The sequence below is a fragment of the Lysinibacillus sp. 1 U-2021 genome, assembly GCF_029916965.1.
Classification (GTDB): Bacteria; Bacillota; Bacilli; order Bacillales_A; family Planococcaceae; genus Lysinibacillus; species Lysinibacillus capsici.
In genome coordinates this window covers 423,117-439,830 of sequence record NZ_CP123966.1, presented here as the reverse complement: position 1 = coordinate 439,830, position 16,714 = coordinate 423,117, and the positions used below count along the sequence as shown (strand labels likewise).

Sequence of the window (16,714 nt, the reverse complement as noted above, 5' to 3'; positions counted from 1 at the left end):
ATACGATGGTAAATAGGAGTGTGATTTTTATGGCAGATCAACTAACAATGCAAGCTTTACAACAGCGTGTCGATGATTATATAGGACAATTTAAAGAAGGCTATTTTCCACCATTTGAATTACTTGCACGTCTAACAGAAGAATTAGGCGAACTTTCACGCGAAGTTCAGGATGTCTATGGACAGAAAAAGAAAAAGAGTACAGAGGATATAAACAGTATTGAAGAGGAATTAGGAGACTTTTTCTTTGTACTAGTCTGTTTTGCAAATGCCCAAGGTATTAAACTAGATGAAGCACTTTTACGCGTCATACATAAATTTGAAACTAGAGATAAGGATCGCTGGACTAGAAAGGATGAAGAATGATGTCGATTCGTGTAGCAATTGCGGGAGCAAGAGGAAAAATGGGAGCTGAGGCTGTACATACGGTCATGAAACATGACAAAATGGAATTAGTAGCTGTACTAGATTATAAGGAAGTAGGAAAAACTTTAGCAGATTTAGATATGTTTCCAGCAAGCTATACAGTGCCTATATTTACAGAAATGCATGATCTTGTAGAAGCAACTGCACCAGATGTATTAGTGGATTTAACTAATCCACATGCAGTCTACAAACATACAAAGGAAGCACTGAATTTAAATGTACGACCTGTAATTGGTACAACAGGATTTACAGATGCACAACTAGAGGAATTATCAGCCATGGCCAAAGAAAAAGAGTTAGGTTGCATTATTGCACCAAACTTTGCGATTGGTGCTATCCTAATGATGAAGTTTGCAAAAGAAGCAGCCAAATACTTACCAGATGTAGAGATTATAGAAATGCACCATGATCAGAAGCTTGATGCACCATCTGGGACAGCGGTGAAAACGGCACAGTTAATACAAGAGGTCCGTACGTCAAAGGCACAAGGACATCTAGAAGAGCAAGAAACCATTAAAGGTGCAAGAGGTGGAGATTTTGACGGTATGCGCATTCACTCCGTACGTTTACCTGGTTTAGTGGCACACCAGCAAGTATTATTTGGAGGGGATGGGCAGCTACTAACGATTCGCCATGATTCATTAAACCGTAATTCTTTTATGTCGGGTGTTGCATTTTGCATAGAAGAGGTTATGAAAATGGATCAGCTTGTTTATGGTTTAGAAAACATCATCTAAAGATTGGGATGGAAGCTATATGAAAATCGCATTGATTGCACATGATCGTAAAAAAGATAATTTAGTACAGTTTGCTATTGCTTACCAAAATATTTTAAAAGAACACACACTATATGCTACAGGCACAACAGGACAACGTGTCATCGAAGCTACTGGTTTGGAAGTTACACGTTTTCGTTCAGGGCCACTTGGTGGCGATCAACAAATTGGCGCAATGATTGCCAATAATGATATGGACATGGTGATATTTTTCCGTGATCCTTTAACAGCACAACCACATGAGCCAGATGTTTCTGCACTAATCCGTCTTTGTGATGTTTACCAAGTGCCACTGGCAACAAATATGGGAACAGCAGAAATATTACTAAAAGGCCTACAGGAAGGCTTTGTGGATTGGAGACTGATACAAGAAAGACGCAATTAACAAAAGACGTGATTCAGAAAGGATGAGCATCGAATGAAAAAGCTAAAAATAGGCATTACCTGTTATCCTACAGTTGGTGGCTCTGGTGTCATTGCAACAGAATTAGGCAAAATGCTTGCAGAAAGAGGACATGAAATTCATTTCATCACCTCAAGCGTACCATTTCGATTGAATAAAATTTATCCAACCGTCTTTTTCCATGAAGTCGAAGTTAATAATTATTCAGTATTTCAATATTCTCCATACGATATTGCATTAGCGAGTAAAATGGCAGACGTCATCAAGGATGAAGAGTTGGATGTGCTACATGTGCATTATGCCATCCCACATGCAGTATGTGCGGTGCTAGCACGTGAAATGAGCGGCCGAGATATTGGCATCGTTACAACCCTTCATGGCACAGATATATCGGTGCTTGGGCAAGATTCCACGCTCTCACAGGCCATTAAGTATGGGATTGATAAATCTGACATTGTGACAACCGTGTCACAGGCATTAAAAGAACAAACCTATGAACTGATTGATACAGTAAAACCAATTGAAACAATTTATAACTTTGTGGACGAACGCGAATACTTCCCACGAAATTCAGGAAACTTAAAAGAGCAATTTGGTATTCAAGAAGATGAAAAAGTCCTCATTCATGTATCAAACTTCCGTAAAATAAAGAACCTTCCACACATTGTAGACGCCTTTATGAAAATCCGTGCCAACATGAAAGCAAAGCTATTATTAGTAGGTGATGGCCCAGAAAAGCATCGTGTCATGGACCAAGTAAAAGGAAGTCCGTATATGAAGGATGTTTTATTTTTAGGGAAACAAGAAAACTTAGCTGAACTGTATGCGATTAGTGACCTTAAGCTATTATTATCACAGCAAGAATCGTTTGGACTGGTGTTATTAGAGGCAATGGCTTGTGGTGTACCTTGTATTGGAACAAATGTAGGTGGTATTCCAGAAGTCATTGAGCATGGTGTAGACGGCTATATCGTGGAATTAGGGGATACAGAGGCAGTTGCGGCGTATGCAACCCATTTACTGCAAGATGAAGAACAATTACTGCGCTTCCGAGAAGCGGCCATCCGTGCAGTAAGTGAAAAATTCCACTCATCCAAAATTGTGGAACAATATGAAAATCTGTACGAGAAGGTTGCGGAAAGAAATCATGCAAAACAATAAAGAATGGCAAGCAGCCTATTCAGTCATTGAACAATTAGAACAGGCAGGATTTGAAGCAGTTATTGTTGGTGGAGCTGTAAGAGATGCTTTACTCAATCGTCCTGCCCATGATGTAGATGTGGCTACAAATGCCTTGCCTGAAGAAGTAAAAACTGTGTTTCAGAAGACTGTAGATATTGGGATTCAGCATGGGACGGTACTTGTTATCGTACCCGCTGGACCTGTGGAAGTGACCACTTATCGGACAGATGGGGAATATACAGATCATCGAAGACCACAAAATGTCCATTTCGTTCGATCTCTAAAAGAGGATTTACAACGCCGAGATTTTACAATGAACGCCATTGCCATGCGTCGTGATGGCTCTTTTGTAGATTATTATGGTGGACAACAAGATATTGAAAAGCGCGTTATACGAGCGGTAGGAGAGGCAGAAAAACGGTTTGCAGAAGATGCTTTAAGGATGCTGCGAGCGATTCGCTTCTCTGCACAGCTTGATTTTACAATCGAGGCGAATACATTCGCAGCCATCCAGCAAAGGGCTGCTGATTTGGGCTTTATTGCAAAAGAACGCATTAAAGCAGAGCTTGATAAGCTTTGGGTAGGACAAACAGTTTTTGGGGGTATACAAAAACTAGAGGACAGTGGATTAACGGCCTATTTAACAGGTGATTTTCAAACTGCTCAATGGCATAATTTCCAAACAAAAGATGCCCTTCTTGGCTGGGCATACTTTGCCTTACTACAAGGAGCAGCATGGCGTGAGGTAGTGCGCGATTATCGATTATCGAATAAGGAAATGGCGTTTATTAATTCCGTTTTAACCGCTTATGACGCTTTAAAAGATGGTTGGACAAATCGCCATTATTTTTACTACACAGAGCAAGAACTAGAGGCTGCACAATATTTTGCCCAACTTCGCCAATTAGACGCTTCGATACCTCAACAATCTATCCGAGAATTACAGGCAAAGCTACCGATTCAACATAAGCAAGAATTAGTGGTGAATGGGGCTGATTTACTGAAATGGTCTGGCAAAAAGGGTGGACCGTGGGTAAAAGCCGCATTGGAGGATCTGCTGACAGCCATTCTTCATCATGAACTTCAAAATGAACGACAACAGATTAAAAGCTGGCTGGAGCAGCAGGATCTTACTTAAAGCCGAATACATGATAGGTGAAAGCCGTCTCCCGAAAAGGGAGACGGCTTCATTAAATTCCTATCGTTGGTGGTCATTTACGTTAATTTACAGTATGATTAAGACAAAATAAGTTACATAACAAGAGTACAGTTAACTAAAGGATTGATGTGAAGATGACAATTTCCATGAAGGACGAAATTTTAAAAAGAATATTGGCTGCTGATGGAGAAGCGGTTTCAGGTCAGGAATTAGCAGATTCTCTTGGTGTCTCAAGAACCGCTGTTTGGAAGCATATGCAAACATTACAAGAGGAAGGGTATACATTTGATACAATTAAGAAAAAGGGGTATGTATTGACAGGTGTACCAAATAGCTTGAGCCCCACACAGATTAAGCTTTTTTTAAAGACAGAGCATTTTGGACGTGAGATCCATTATTACGATGTAGTTGATTCAACACAAACAATTGCGCATAAGCTTGCACAGGAAGGAGCTCCACACGGTACAATTATTATTGGTGAGGAGCAAACAGCGGGGCGTGGTCGTATGGCTCGTCCTTGGGAGTCTGCACATGGGACAGGTATTTGGATGACCGTTATCGTTCGGCCAGATGTTACGCCCCAACAGGCCTCATCCTATACACTTGTGGTGGCAGTAGCTGTCACAATGGCCATTAAAACCTTATATAAAGATGTAGAGCCAGCGATTAAATGGCCCAATGATTTATTGATTAATGGCAAAAAATGTACGGGGATTTTAACCGAGATGCAAGCAGAGGCGGATCTTGTGCAAGCTTTACTTGTTGGAATTGGCATAAATGCGAACCAAGCAGCAGCTGACTTTTCACCTGATATTGCGGATATTGCCACTTCATTACGATTAGAAGCTGGAGAAGAAATCAATCGTGCAGCACTTGTGGCCTCTATCTTACACTATTTAGAACAATTTACAGAACTATACGTTAAAGAAGGTTTTGCGAGTCTAAAGACACTATGGCAGCAAATGTCTTGTACAATTGGTCAACGTATAGAGGTAACGACGATACGCGAACGTTTTGAAGGGGTTGCCAGTGGCATTACAGACGATGGTGTTCTGCAACTGACACAGGACGATGGAACGGTTCGAACGATCTATGCAGGAGATATCAAAATATTATAAAAAAGAAGCTGCAAGTAATGTCCTGTACTTGCAGCTTCTCATGTTGTTGCAAAAAGATGATGTCAACGGTAGAAAAAGCAACTTTGCAAGGTGAGGGGTTGATTTCCGTTCCGTCAGCATCCTTTCCAGGGGGCGTCCGATGAGCCGCTTCACTCACTTACGTTCGCTCCAGGGTCTCATCTGTGACGCTAAATCCCCTAGGAGTGACGCTGGCTCCACTCCAATCAACCAATCTGCAAAAGTGTCTTTGCTTTATCTTTCATACTGGCCGTAGCGAACAAAATAATCCATTATTTGTATTATTAGAGAATCGATAGACTCTTATTTTCAATGTGGGGAAGTCATGCGTAACAGCACCTCTTCATAAAGAGTCGTGAACACCTTCACTTTATTTGAAAACCTTTGCTAAAAGGTAACACTTTTGTAGGTTGAAGTGGAAGGCTACTTGACTCCCGTGGGATCGGCGCTCGCCCACAGGAAAGCAAGTAGCCTGCAACGGAAACCATTTTCACCTTTCACAAAAATTCTATTAATGGTTTTGTTTTTCAACAATATGAGAATCTGCAAGTAATGTCCTATACTTGCAGCTTCTTTTACTGTCTATTCTTTATTTTAGTGACACATCTATATCACCATGTGATAAGGAAACATTCAGTTGGTGCTCATCCTTCGTTACCTGAGTCACGGTGCCACTTTGTTCTTCATCATTAATGGTCACATCACCGAAGTCTGTTTTGAGAGCATAGCCTACATCACTTTGTTTGTTTTGTAAGTGAAGCGTTGTATCGCCAAAACTAGAGGTAATGGTTGTTTGCCCATTTAATGTGCCATCTATATCGATATCTCCATGCTCGCTCTCAATAGTGAAGCCGTTACTAGTAAGTTGCTGAAGCGTCAAATCACCAAAGGACTGCCTAATCTCTGTTTTGTCACCCGTCGTGCTGTTGAAAGTAATATCCCCATAATCCTGGATGAGATTAAGCTGCTGATACTGAAGCCCATGAATGGCTGTATCGCCAAAATTACTTTCTATCACAATCGCCTCTATTTTTGTATCTTTTGGGACATAGAGTTTGATTGAAGGGGAAGAGAGGTTACCAAAGCCAAATTGAAAACCATCCTTTTTCTTTGCCATTGTTTCAATGGTTAAAGTTCCGTTATCAATATGATATGTTACATCTTCTTGCTCAAGGACCATTGTGTCTAATTTATAGTCACTATCACTTGCAACAATCTCCACATCTCCATAATCATTTACGATATTAATACTTGTGAATGCATCTAAAGCATAAGACTGACTTACTAATTTAGTATTACTTGGGACATAGAGACCCTCTGAATCTTTTAGAATCAGCCAGCGCCCCCCTGAAAAATAGCCAATCAATGCGAGTAGAATGCCTAATGCAATCATTGTCATGGCAATAAGGGTATTTTTTGACGTCATTTAGAAGTCCCCCTTTTTACGTTTCTTTGTCATTTTGTGAAATAGTCGGCCGAGTGTTTCAACAGAGACAACAACGGTTTTCTTGATAACACGAGCAACAACTGGGAACAGTAGGATTCCCAAACCCGTGACGATTAACCCGACACCCATAAAGAGCAGTGCGGTCGGCCAATGCTCTGTTAAAATTAAGAAACCTGAAATGATCGCCACAACGCCACCAGCAAATATACTAATAACAGTTGCGACAATAGCAAAGATTAAGCTGATAATGACTGCGCCAAATGAAAAAATGAGTGCAATGGCTGTTGCAAGTAATGGCAATGAAAGGGGCGCAGACAGTATAGCTAGAATAATGAGCCAAATGGCAGACATATTCTTTTTTGTTGATTTTGCCGAGGAGGTTTCTAAATCCTTTAATGCGAAATCAGCTAATATTTGTGAAGCGACATGTGAAGGAGAGCCAAGTTGTGAAATGACCTGATGCTCATTTTCCTCTCCAGCTTCCTCAAAGTATTCTTCATAATAGGCAAGCGCAGCGTCTAACTCATGCGCAGGAAGCCGACGTAATTTTCCTCGTAGCTGTTTCAAATAGCTTGCTCTATCCATCTAAATTCCCTCCTAAAAGTACACAATCAACCTTTTCCTTATACATTTTCCATTCTTTTAATAGCTCTAATAATCGTATACGTCCTTGCTCTGTAATTTGATAATAGCGTCTATTTCTACCTTGATAAGGCTGATCGTACGTTGTTAAGTAATGCGCTTTTTGTAAGCGGCGTAATACAGGATACAGTGTAGACTCTGAAATCTCCATGACTGATTGTACCTGCTGTGTTAAAGAATAACCGTAGGCGTCCTCTTTCTCAACAATAGCCAGTACACAAGCATCAAGTAAAGCTGAACCAAGCTGAAATGTCATCTTTTCACCTCACATGTAATACCTATACTTCATTTTATATTATATGGCATATAGTATGTGGATAGTATATGACGTATAACATTGATTGTCAATTCTAAAAGAAAATTTTTTCCAATGTTGTTAGACGAAGATATTGTAAGAAAATAATATTTGAAGATTAATAGGAAAATCTGTTATAGTATGTGCGAAGGGCAGTATCCATTGTGAACGGCACCTTCAAAAACGCAATAGACTATACTATCAAATATCTGCCTTGATCTTTTAGACAGGGACGGAAGAAAACGATACGTTCAAATATAGCTTTCATTTTGTAAGCTATTGCCTCTTTCAGGGGTCTTTTTATCATTGAACGACACACTACCCTTCTGTCTGTTTTCGGCCAGAAGGGTTTTTCTGTTTTCTTCCTTTAAAAAAGGAGGACTACAAAATGAAAACGACAACAGATTTTTTAAAGATGAAAGCAGCAGGCGAGAAAATCGTGATGGTGACGGCCTATGATTATCCAGCTGCTAAATTCGCGGAAGAAGCTGGCGTTGAGATGATACTAGTCGGGGATTCACTTGGAATGGTCGTGCTTGGCTATGATTCTACAATGCCTGTAACTGTAGCGGATATGGTTCATCATGCAAAAGCAGTAAGACGAGGGGCAAAGGATACGTTTATAGTCGTTGATATGCCCTTTGGTTCTTATCATGGCGATGTCAATGAGACACTCAAAACAGCCATTGGGATGATGCAACAAACAGGAGCAGATGCTGTAAAGGTTGAGGGGGCTGGTGAAGTTATACCTGTCATTCGTAAATTAACGTCAGCTGGTATTCCAGTAGTAGCTCACTTAGGGTTGTTGCCTCAATCAGCGGGAGTGCTTGGTGGTTATAAGGTACAAGGAAAAACAGCTGAACAGGCTGCTACACTGCTTGAAGAAGCAAAACAATGCGAAGCGGCTGGAGCATGTGCAGTCGTGTTGGAATGTATCCCTCATCAGCTGACAGAAATTGTTTCAGCTAGTCTTGTTATTCCAACCATTGGCATAGGCGCTGGTATTGAGGCTGATGGACAAGTGCTGGTGTATCATGACATGCTAAGCTACGGTTCGCACCATGTACCGAAATTTGTTCAACAATTTGCTGATATGGGCAAAGAAGCAAGCGCGGGGATGATGGGTTACGTAGAAGCAGTGAAAGCGGGTACTTTCCCAGCTCCAAAGCATTTCTTCACAATGAAAGAGGAAGCATTAGATCAGCTATATGGAGGCGTTAAATGATGAAAGTCATCACGACCATACAGGCATTAGCCACAGAAATTCAAGCAGCTAAGCATGCTCAAAAAACGATTGGACTTGTTCCGACAATGGGCTATTTACATGAAGGTCATTTAACATTAGCACAAACAGCTCGTGTAGAAAATGATGTCGTTGTGATGAGTATATTTGTCAACCCAACACAATTTGGGCCAAATGAGGATTTTGAAAGTTATCCTCGTGATTTGCCTAGAGATACTGCATTAGCTGAATCTGTGGGCGTTGATATTGTGTTCGCACCAAGTGTGGAAGAAATGTATCCTCAAGATGGAGGGATTCGTCTACATGCAGGTGAGCAGGCTACCATTCTTTGTGGTGCAAGTCGTCCTGGTCATTTTGATGGTGTTTTACAGGTTGTCTCTAAATTATTTCATTTAACACTGCCAACAAGAGCTTATTTCGGTCAAAAAGATGCACAGCAGGTTGCGATTATTGCGACAATGGTACGTGATTTTAATTTCCCTTTAGAAATGCGTGTTGTCCCAATTGTACGCGAGGAGGACGGTTTAGCGAAATCTTCTCGTAATGTCTATTTAAGTGAGTCAGAGCGACAAGAGGCTCCGGCGATCAATGAAGCATTACAGTTGGCTCGCGATAGCTTTTTGGCGAATGGTGATGCTGATAAAGCACTTGCAAAAGCAAAAGCTCATATTCATGCAAGAACACATGGCCGCATTGATTATATTGAATTATTAACATATCCAGATTTAACACCAGTGACAACTGCAACTCAGCAAGTTCTGTTGGCAGCAGCTGTTTATATAGGTAAAACACGTTTAATCGATAATTGTATTTTTACTGTGAAAGAGGGACTATAGTATGTTACGTATGATGATGAATAGTAAAATCCACCGTGCAACAGTGACACAGGCAGATTTAAACTATGTAGGCTCCATAACAATAGATGAAGATATTTTAGATGCAGTAGGTATGCTGGCAAACGAAAAAGTACATGTTGTTAATAACAATAATGGCGCTCGTTTTGAAACATATATTATAGCTGGTGAACGAGGATCAGGTGTCATTTGTGTTAATGGCGCAGCAGCAAGACTTGTGCAGCGTGGTGATATTGTCATTATTATTTCCTATGTGTATGTGGATAATCATGAGGCAAAAGATCATCAACCAACTGTAGCCATCATGGGAGAGGGCAATACAATTAAGGAAATGATCGCACACGAGCCAGAAGCAACTGTGATGTGAATTCAGTAATAGTATCAATTAATACTAGAGAGGAGGATGGCAAAGTATAGCCTATCCTCCTTTTTTGCGATTACGTTTATACCAAAAGTTACTGGCAAAAATTTGCTTTTATTACTATTAAACTAGTTAACATAATTATAATTTTACAAATGTTCTAGTATTTTGCGTCATATTTATGTAGAATTTAGTTGTTAGTACATCATTTTACTAGTGGAGGTATCATTTGTCATGGAAAATAAACGTAACAAATTTTTAACAGTAACTGCAGCAGCATTGGCTGTAACAGCGGTAGCGGTAGTACCAGCATCAGCAGCAAGTCCTTTTTCGGATGTAAAGGAAAGTCATGCAGATTTTGAAGGCATTTCTACACTTTATGCAGCAGGGATTATTAGTGGTTACCCAGATGGTACATTCAAACCAGATACAAATGTCACACGTGGACAAGCGGCAAAAATGATTGCAGGCGCATTAAAATTGGATACAAAAGAAGTAGAGGATCCAAAATTTACGGATATTAGTGCATCAAATCCTTATTATGGCTCAATTGCAGCCCTTGTAGGATTAAATGTCATTACAGGCTATGGAGATAATACTTTCCGTCCAAACCAAACAATTACTCATGGTGATTTAGCAAAAATTTTAGCATCTATTCCAACATTACCAGAGCTAGAAAGTGCAAAAAATCATGAGGCTAGTGAAAAAGTTACACGTGGACAACTGGCAACATTCATTGCGGAGGCTCTAACAAAATCAAACCCAGAAACTCCAGAGACTCCTGAAACACCAGAAGATGCATTCTCATTATCGATTTTACATGTGAATGATACACATGCTCGTGCAAATGAATTACCTAAATTGGCGACAGCTGTAAAAGAACAAAGGGAAGCAAAGAAAAATGTTTTAACATTACATGCTGGCGATGCATTCAATGGTACATTATATTTCAATGAATTCCATGGACAAGCAGATCTAGCGCTATTAAATGAAATTGGCTTTGATGCAATGGTATTTGGTAACCATGAATTTGATTTAGGTGCCTCTCCTGAAGGTCATCAAGCATTAGCGGATTTTGTTAAAGGGGCTAAATTCCCATTTGTAGATGCTAATACTGATTTCTCAGCAGATGCTAAATTCACAGGCTTATTTACTGATTTAATTTCAAGTGAACCTGAGAATGGTAAAATTTATTCTGGTATTGTAAAAGAAATTGATGGAGAAAAAGTAGGTATTTTCGGCTTAACGACTGAGGAAACGGCTGATATTGCTTCTCCTGATAAAGTAACATTTACAAATTATATAGAGGAAGCGAAAAAAGCAGTGGCAGCCTTTGAAGGAATGGGTGTCAACAAAATTATCGCTTTAACACATATTGGCTACAATGATAATCCGAATGTTGATAATGATATTTTACTTGCTAAAAATGTACCAGGCATTGATGTCATTGTTGGCGCACATGATCATACAAAATTAGACGAACCATTCGTTGTTGATACAAATACAGTAGGTGAAGCAAAGGATGCTACATTAATTGTACAGGCCAATGAGTATGTAAAATACTTAGGTACGCTTGATGTAACATTTGATGGAGATGGTGTAGTTACTGAATATGGTGGCGAATTAATCGACCTTGGTAAGGTAGCTGAAGACGAAACATTAGTGAAATTACTAGCACCTTATAAAGCAAAAGTAGATGAAGTGAACAACAAAGAAATTGGTGTAACATTAAAAGAAGCTTTAGCTAACCCACGTGCAAGTGAAACAAGTCTTGAAAGTGTGCGTAGTAATGAAACAGCCCTAGGTAATATCATTACAGACGGTATGCTAGCAAAGGCACAAAAATATACTGATAAAACGGTTGTAATGGCATTACAAAATGGCGGTGGTATTCGAGAAGCAATTCCAGCTGGGAATATTACAGTTGGTCAAGTAATTACAGTATTACCATTCGGTAATACATTAGCATTAATGGATGCAACAGGTGCTGAGCTAAAAGCAGCATTTGAAGTGTCCTTGAAAAATGCACCTAAAGAAAATGGTGGCTTCTTACACATTGCTGGAGCGAAATTACAATATGATTCGTCAAAAGAAGTAGGCTCACGTGTTGTATCTATCGAATATTTAGATAAAGCAACAGGTAAATATGTTGCTATTGAAGATGGTAAAACTTACACAGTAGCTACAAATGCCTATACTGCTAAAGGTGGAGATGGCCTAGATATGTTTGCTAAAGCATATGAAGAAGGTCGTGTTACAGATTTAGGCTTATCTGATTGGGAAAACCTTCAAGAGCAATTACTATCACTTAAAGAAGTGAAAACAACAACAGAGGGTCGTATTGTTGATGTAGCAAAAAAACAATAAGCTTAACGTTGTTTGAGTAAGCACTCCATAATGATTCCACAACGCAACCTTAGGGGATTTCTCCAAGGTTGCGTTTTTTGTATGGATGCGGTGATTCAACAAAGAGGAGAAAGGATGCCGCAGAGCCAATAATATGATAAAATTCAACTTATCTAATGTGAACTGTGAGTTGAGATGTATGATGGAAAGTCAAAAATATGCAATTGTAGATTTGGAGACAACTGGTCATTCACCAGCCAATGGGGACCGGATGATTCAAATTGCCATTGTTATTATGAAGGATTGGGAAATTGAGCGTACCTATACGAAGTTCATAAATCCAGGGAAAGCTATTCCCACTTTCATTCAAGATTTAACGCATATAACGAATGAGGATGTAAAGGATGCCTTCCCATTTGAAGCGCATGCGGATTACATATATGAGCTACTTGCTGACTGTGTATTTGTTGCACATAATGCAGATTTTGACTTATCCTTTTTACAAGCAGAGTTTAAACGTGCTGGACTACCGAAATGGCAAGGTAAAAAAATGGATACGGTGGAGCTAGCTAAAATTTTGTTCCCTATGTCCCTTGGTTTTAAGCTAGGGGATTTAGCGGCCGATTTAAATATTGAGTTAGCAAATGCTCATCGAGCGGATGACGATGCTCGCGCGACAGCGGAGCTATTCAAGCATTGCTGGAAGGAGCTACTAAGTTTACCACAGCTTACACTTGAACAGATGCATAAGCGTTCCTTTCGCTTAAAATCAAATATTTCTCAGCTTTTTTTTGAGGCGTTGCAAATTAAGCGCCAGCATACGACGGGCCGCGAAAATGTACACTATTACCGTAATTTTGCGATTGGCAATGGCCGAAATAAGCATGAGCATGTGACAGAAACGATTGCCTACCCTCAATCAGTAGATGAGAAAATAACTTTAATGTCAAAGGCACTGCCAAATTTTGAGGAACGTCCTGCACAATTTGACATGATGGACACGATTTGGCGGGCATTACATGAACAACAGGAGTGCGTGATTGAAGCTTCTACGGGTATTGGTAAAACTGCTGGCTATTTACTTCCAGCCATCTTATTTGCCCGTGCTGTTAATAAAAAGATTGCCATCAGTACGTATACTTCCTATTTACAAGAACAGCTTGTAGAAGAAGAGCTACCAAAGATCGAAAAAATCCTTGGGACAAAGGTGAATTTGTGTGTGCTGAAGGGAATGCAGCATTATATTGATCTCGATCGCTTTGAGCAATGTATGGCATATGCTGATGAATCCTATGATGATACATTTACTATTTTACAAATACTTGTGTGGTTGACCAAAACAGAGACTGGTGTGTTGAGCGAGCTCAATGTTTCTGGTGGCGGACAACTGTTTTTAGAGAAAATCCGAAAAATACCGAATGACAAGCCTTCAAAGGGCTTTGATTTCTATGAGCAAGCTTTAAAGAACAGTGCAGTTGCTGACTGTATTGTAACGAATCATGCCATGGTTTTAAGTGATTTAGTGCGTCAAACACCACTTTTTACAGAAATAGATGGCTGGATTATTGACGAGGCGCATCAATTTATTCAGGCAGCTATGCAGCAGGATGAAGTAGTCTTCTCCTATACACAATGGAAGTATATTTTTGGACAAATTGGTACGATGGAGGACACGGCTTTATTTCAACAGTTTTGCCAGGCAGCGAAGAGAAAACAGCGAGTAGCCATGCAAAATTTACAGCATCTTGATGCACAATTCATACGTTTGCAGCGGACATTTGATGAAACAATCCAGAGAACTATTCAAAAATTGCAACAGCAAATGAAAGGGAAACAAGCAGGTAGTAAATGCACCTTGTTTTTAGAGGATGTTTCATTTGCGAAAGAAACGTTTGCACAAGTAAGCAAACTAACCCAGCAATGGCTGGATCTCGCTACTAGCATTACACAGTCGTTCGAAAATGCGATTGAGCAGCTAGATAAAAACGATCAATATGTATTATCTGAATGGCAATATTGGATTCGAGAAGTGAAGATAAAAATTGCTGAATGGGACGATATTTTTCTGTCACCACAGGAAGGCAATTCTGTTTGGTTAGAATTTGATGTACGGAGTGTCCCTGGCAGTCTCCATGTTTTTAAGAAGCCTGTCAATGTGACGCCGATAATTGAAAAAGTATTAGCACCTTTACGTCAGCAAGCGAGTATTGTTTGGACATCAGGCACATTAACGGTACCAGGCAATGAGCGCTTTGTTACACGCCAGCTAGGCATTTCTGATAATGTTGAAGTCTTGAAACTACAAGCTCCACCAGCCTACTATGCTGGGGCTAAGGCATTTATCGTCACCGATATGCCAGATATTCAGCATGTCAGCCAAGAAGAATACATTGAGGCTGTTGCCCATGCAATTACGCGGACTGTTCGAATGACAGAAGGGCGTTGCTTTGTACTCTTTACAGCACAGGATATGCTACGAAAAACAGTTGAGCTTATCCAAGATAGTGAACTATTAGATGATTACATGCTATTTGCACAAGGTGTTACAGGCGGTAGCCGTATGCGCATTCTAAAATCCTTCCAAAAATTTAGTCATGCCGTTCTATTTGGCACAAACAGTTTTTGGGAGGGGGTAGATGTTCCAGGAGATGCACTTGCCTCTGTTATTGTCGTACGATTACCATTTTCTTCACCAGAAGAGCCTGTTTTTAAGGCGAGGGCAAAGCATCTAACTACTCTAGGCCGCAATTCCTTTACGGAGCTTTCCTTACCAGAAGCGATCATGAGGTTTAAGCAAGGCTTTGGTCGATTAATACGTTCTTCGCAGGATAAAGGAGCTTTTATTGTCCTAGACCGACGAATTACTAGTAAGTCATATGGGAAAGAGTTTATTAAGGCATTACCACCTATCGATGTAAAGAAATTGCAGCTACCCGAATTGTTAAAGGAACTAAATCATTGGCAAAAATAGCAGAAACCCCTTTTAGCATTGCTAGAAGGGGTTTTTACGTATTGTTGAAGCCATTAAAGAATAGCAATGTTATCTTACTAGTATGATTCTCGTTGCTTGTTTTTAGTTTGCTCATCAAAAAGATTAGCATTACGAACGATTTCTGTAATATAGTTCATAGTGATTGCCGTTGCTTGTTTGGCATCATAACTTTTGCGATTATTCAATAGGTTTGTAAACATACCTTGGCATTAATTAAATGTATATATTTACCTTATTGTAGCTAATTTAAACTTATTATAGCATAACAATTTCAATTATCTTCTTTCATTATAATACGATTGATTACTAGCCACAAAAGAATGATCATGGACATCACTCAATATATCTTCGATGGAGACCATTTTGGAATTAAATGCTGTCCTAACACAATAGGATCTAGCAGCTTATCTGTTGGGCTATTGCGCTAACAGGGGGGGATGAGAGCGAACATAACTAGGATAATAAGTGTGAATAAATTTATTCTTCTGACTATTGTATTTTCCATGTAAGGGTCATAGCTCCTATTCTATAGTTACTAGATTATATGTAAACAATCGAATAGCCTATTACAAGATATTTGCTAAAACATTATTATAGACCATAACAGCAAGATTGAGGACGAAATAAAAGGATAGTTCCTGATAATATAAGGTCTAACAAACCATATGGAGGCTTATATTATGTCAAAAATTAAGCAATTCTATGATTTACATTTTTCACAAGAGCTATTATTTATTGGGAATGCTTGGGATGTTTTATCAGCATTAACATTAGAAAAGGCAGGCTTTCAAGCAATCGGCACAACAAGCTGGGGAATCGCGAACTCACTTGGCTATGCAGACGGTGAACAAATCGATTTTCAACGACATCTAACAATTATTCAATCCATTACAGAGCAAGTCAAGATTCCCGTATCAGCAGATATAGAAGCGGGGTATGGTCATGATGAACAAAGTATTATCGACAATGTTTTGAGAACGGCAGATGTGGGAGTAGCAGGGATTAACATTGAAGATTCCCTTAAACATCAAACAGGCTTAAGGAGCATAATTGAACACTGTTATTTATTAACAAACATGAGGAAAGAATTAGATAATCATGGCTATAAAGATTTCTTTATTAATGCTCGAACAGATACGTATTTTCAATTAGAGCAACCATTTGAAGAAACAATAACAAGATCAAAAGCTTATATTGAGAGCGGAGCAAGTGGTATATTTATCCCAGGCTTAACAGATGCCAATGAAATCAGCGCGATGACTCGTAATATAAATGCGCCCATTAATCTTCTTTCTTTACCTAATTTAACGAATGTCAAGCTACTAAAAGAATTAGGGGTGAAACGCTTTAGCTTTGGAAATGCACTTTCAGATAAAATAATTGCGCATTTAACACAGTATGCTACACAATTATTAAAAGACCAAGATTCTTCTGCGTTATATATATAGTCGAT

The 16,714-nt window shown here is 39.5% G+C and carries 15 protein-coding genes; 12 read left to right on the top strand and 3 right to left on the bottom strand.

From position 1 onward, the window contains the following. Positions 1-29: 29 nt before the first annotated feature. The 6 genes from QH639_RS02330 to QH639_RS02305 all read left to right on the top strand — a co-directional run bounded on the left by QH639_RS02330 (position 30) and on the right by QH639_RS02305 (position 5,063). On the top strand, positions 30-365 hold the full coding sequence (locus QH639_RS02330; RefSeq protein ID WP_054550714.1) for a nucleotide pyrophosphohydrolase: 336 nt from the start codon (positions 30-32) through the stop codon (positions 363-365). Next, positions 365-1,162 (top strand): 4-hydroxy-tetrahydrodipicolinate reductase, encoded by a 798-nt coding sequence (gene dapB / locus QH639_RS02325; RefSeq protein ID WP_281116176.1) that lies wholly within the window; start codon positions 365-367, stop codon positions 1,160-1,162. Before QH639_RS02330 ends, dapB begins: the two co-directional genes overlap by 1 nt. A 19-nt stretch (positions 1,163-1,181) precedes the next feature. Continuing rightward, positions 1,182-1,586, top strand: coding sequence for a methylglyoxal synthase (gene mgsA / locus QH639_RS02320; RefSeq protein WP_131519675.1), 405 nt, complete (start codon positions 1,182-1,184; stop codon positions 1,584-1,586). Between the two features lie 33 nt (positions 1,587-1,619). Next, positions 1,620-2,765 (top strand): N-acetyl-alpha-D-glucosaminyl L-malate synthase BshA, encoded by a 1,146-nt coding sequence (gene bshA / locus QH639_RS02315; RefSeq protein WP_004232695.1) that lies wholly within the window; start codon positions 1,620-1,622, stop codon positions 2,763-2,765. Continuing rightward, on the top strand, positions 2,752-3,924 hold the full coding sequence (locus QH639_RS02310; RefSeq protein ID WP_281115613.1) for a CCA tRNA nucleotidyltransferase: 1,173 nt from the start codon (positions 2,752-2,754) through the stop codon (positions 3,922-3,924). The genes bshA and QH639_RS02310 overlap by 14 nt, the downstream gene beginning before the upstream one ends. Positions 3,925-4,079: 155 nt before the next feature. Continuing rightward, positions 4,080-5,063, top strand: coding sequence for a biotin--[acetyl-CoA-carboxylase] ligase (locus QH639_RS02305; protein ID WP_131519677.1), 984 nt, complete (start codon positions 4,080-4,082; stop codon positions 5,061-5,063). Positions 5,064-5,670: 607 nt separating this feature from the next. On the opposite strand, the gene QH639_RS02300 is transcribed toward QH639_RS02305, so the two are convergent. Genes QH639_RS02300 through QH639_RS02290 form a run of 3 tightly spaced genes read right to left on the bottom strand, consistent with a single transcriptional unit; the run spans position 5,671 to position 7,426 of the window. Continuing rightward, positions 5,671-6,507 carry a DUF4097 domain-containing protein gene (locus tag QH639_RS02300; protein WP_259419178.1) on the bottom strand — a complete coding sequence of 279 codons (837 nt, stop codon included), beginning with the start codon at positions 6,505-6,507 and terminating at the stop codon, positions 5,671-5,673. After that, positions 6,508-7,113 (bottom strand): DUF1700 domain-containing protein, encoded by a 606-nt coding sequence (locus QH639_RS02295; RefSeq protein ID WP_259419177.1) that lies wholly within the window; start codon positions 7,111-7,113, stop codon positions 6,508-6,510. It lies immediately after the preceding gene. Continuing rightward, positions 7,106-7,426, bottom strand: a complete 321-nt coding sequence (locus tag QH639_RS02290; protein WP_131519680.1) for a PadR family transcriptional regulator — start codon at positions 7,424-7,426, stop codon at positions 7,106-7,108. The genes QH639_RS02295 and QH639_RS02290 overlap by 8 nt, the downstream gene beginning before the upstream one ends. Positions 7,427-7,853: 427 nt before the next feature. Between QH639_RS02290 and panB the strand changes: the two genes are divergently transcribed. The 6 genes from panB to QH639_RS02260 all read left to right on the top strand — a co-directional run bounded on the left by panB (position 7,854) and on the right by QH639_RS02260 (position 16,709). Further along, positions 7,854-8,690, top strand: coding sequence for a 3-methyl-2-oxobutanoate hydroxymethyltransferase (panB, locus tag QH639_RS02285; RefSeq protein ID WP_131519681.1), 837 nt, complete (start codon positions 7,854-7,856; stop codon positions 8,688-8,690). Next, entirely contained in the window at positions 8,690-9,544 is an 855-nt protein-coding gene (gene panC / locus QH639_RS02280) for a pantoate--beta-alanine ligase (protein ID WP_054550960.1), read from the top strand. Before panB ends, panC begins: the two co-directional genes overlap by 1 nt. Position 9,545: 1 nt before the next feature. Continuing rightward, positions 9,546-9,929 (top strand): aspartate 1-decarboxylase, encoded by a 384-nt coding sequence (panD, locus tag QH639_RS02275; RefSeq protein ID WP_009370842.1) that lies wholly within the window; start codon positions 9,546-9,548, stop codon positions 9,927-9,929. A gap of 228 nt (positions 9,930-10,157) precedes the next feature. Further along, positions 10,158-12,290, top strand: a complete 2,133-nt coding sequence (locus QH639_RS02270) for a 5'-nucleotidase C-terminal domain-containing protein (RefSeq protein ID WP_131519683.1) — start codon at positions 10,158-10,160, stop codon at positions 12,288-12,290. A gap of 178 nt (positions 12,291-12,468) precedes the next feature. After that, positions 12,469-15,240, top strand: a complete 2,772-nt coding sequence (dinG, locus tag QH639_RS02265) for an ATP-dependent DNA helicase DinG (protein WP_048389865.1) — start codon at positions 12,469-12,471, stop codon at positions 15,238-15,240. 701 nt (positions 15,241-15,941) lie between these two features. Beyond that, the gene (locus tag QH639_RS02260; RefSeq protein WP_259419176.1) at positions 15,942-16,709 is read left to right on the top strand and encodes an isocitrate lyase/PEP mutase family protein; all 768 of its coding nucleotides are present in this window, start codon (positions 15,942-15,944) and stop codon (positions 16,707-16,709) included. The last annotated feature ends 5 nt before the right edge of the window (positions 16,710-16,714 follow it).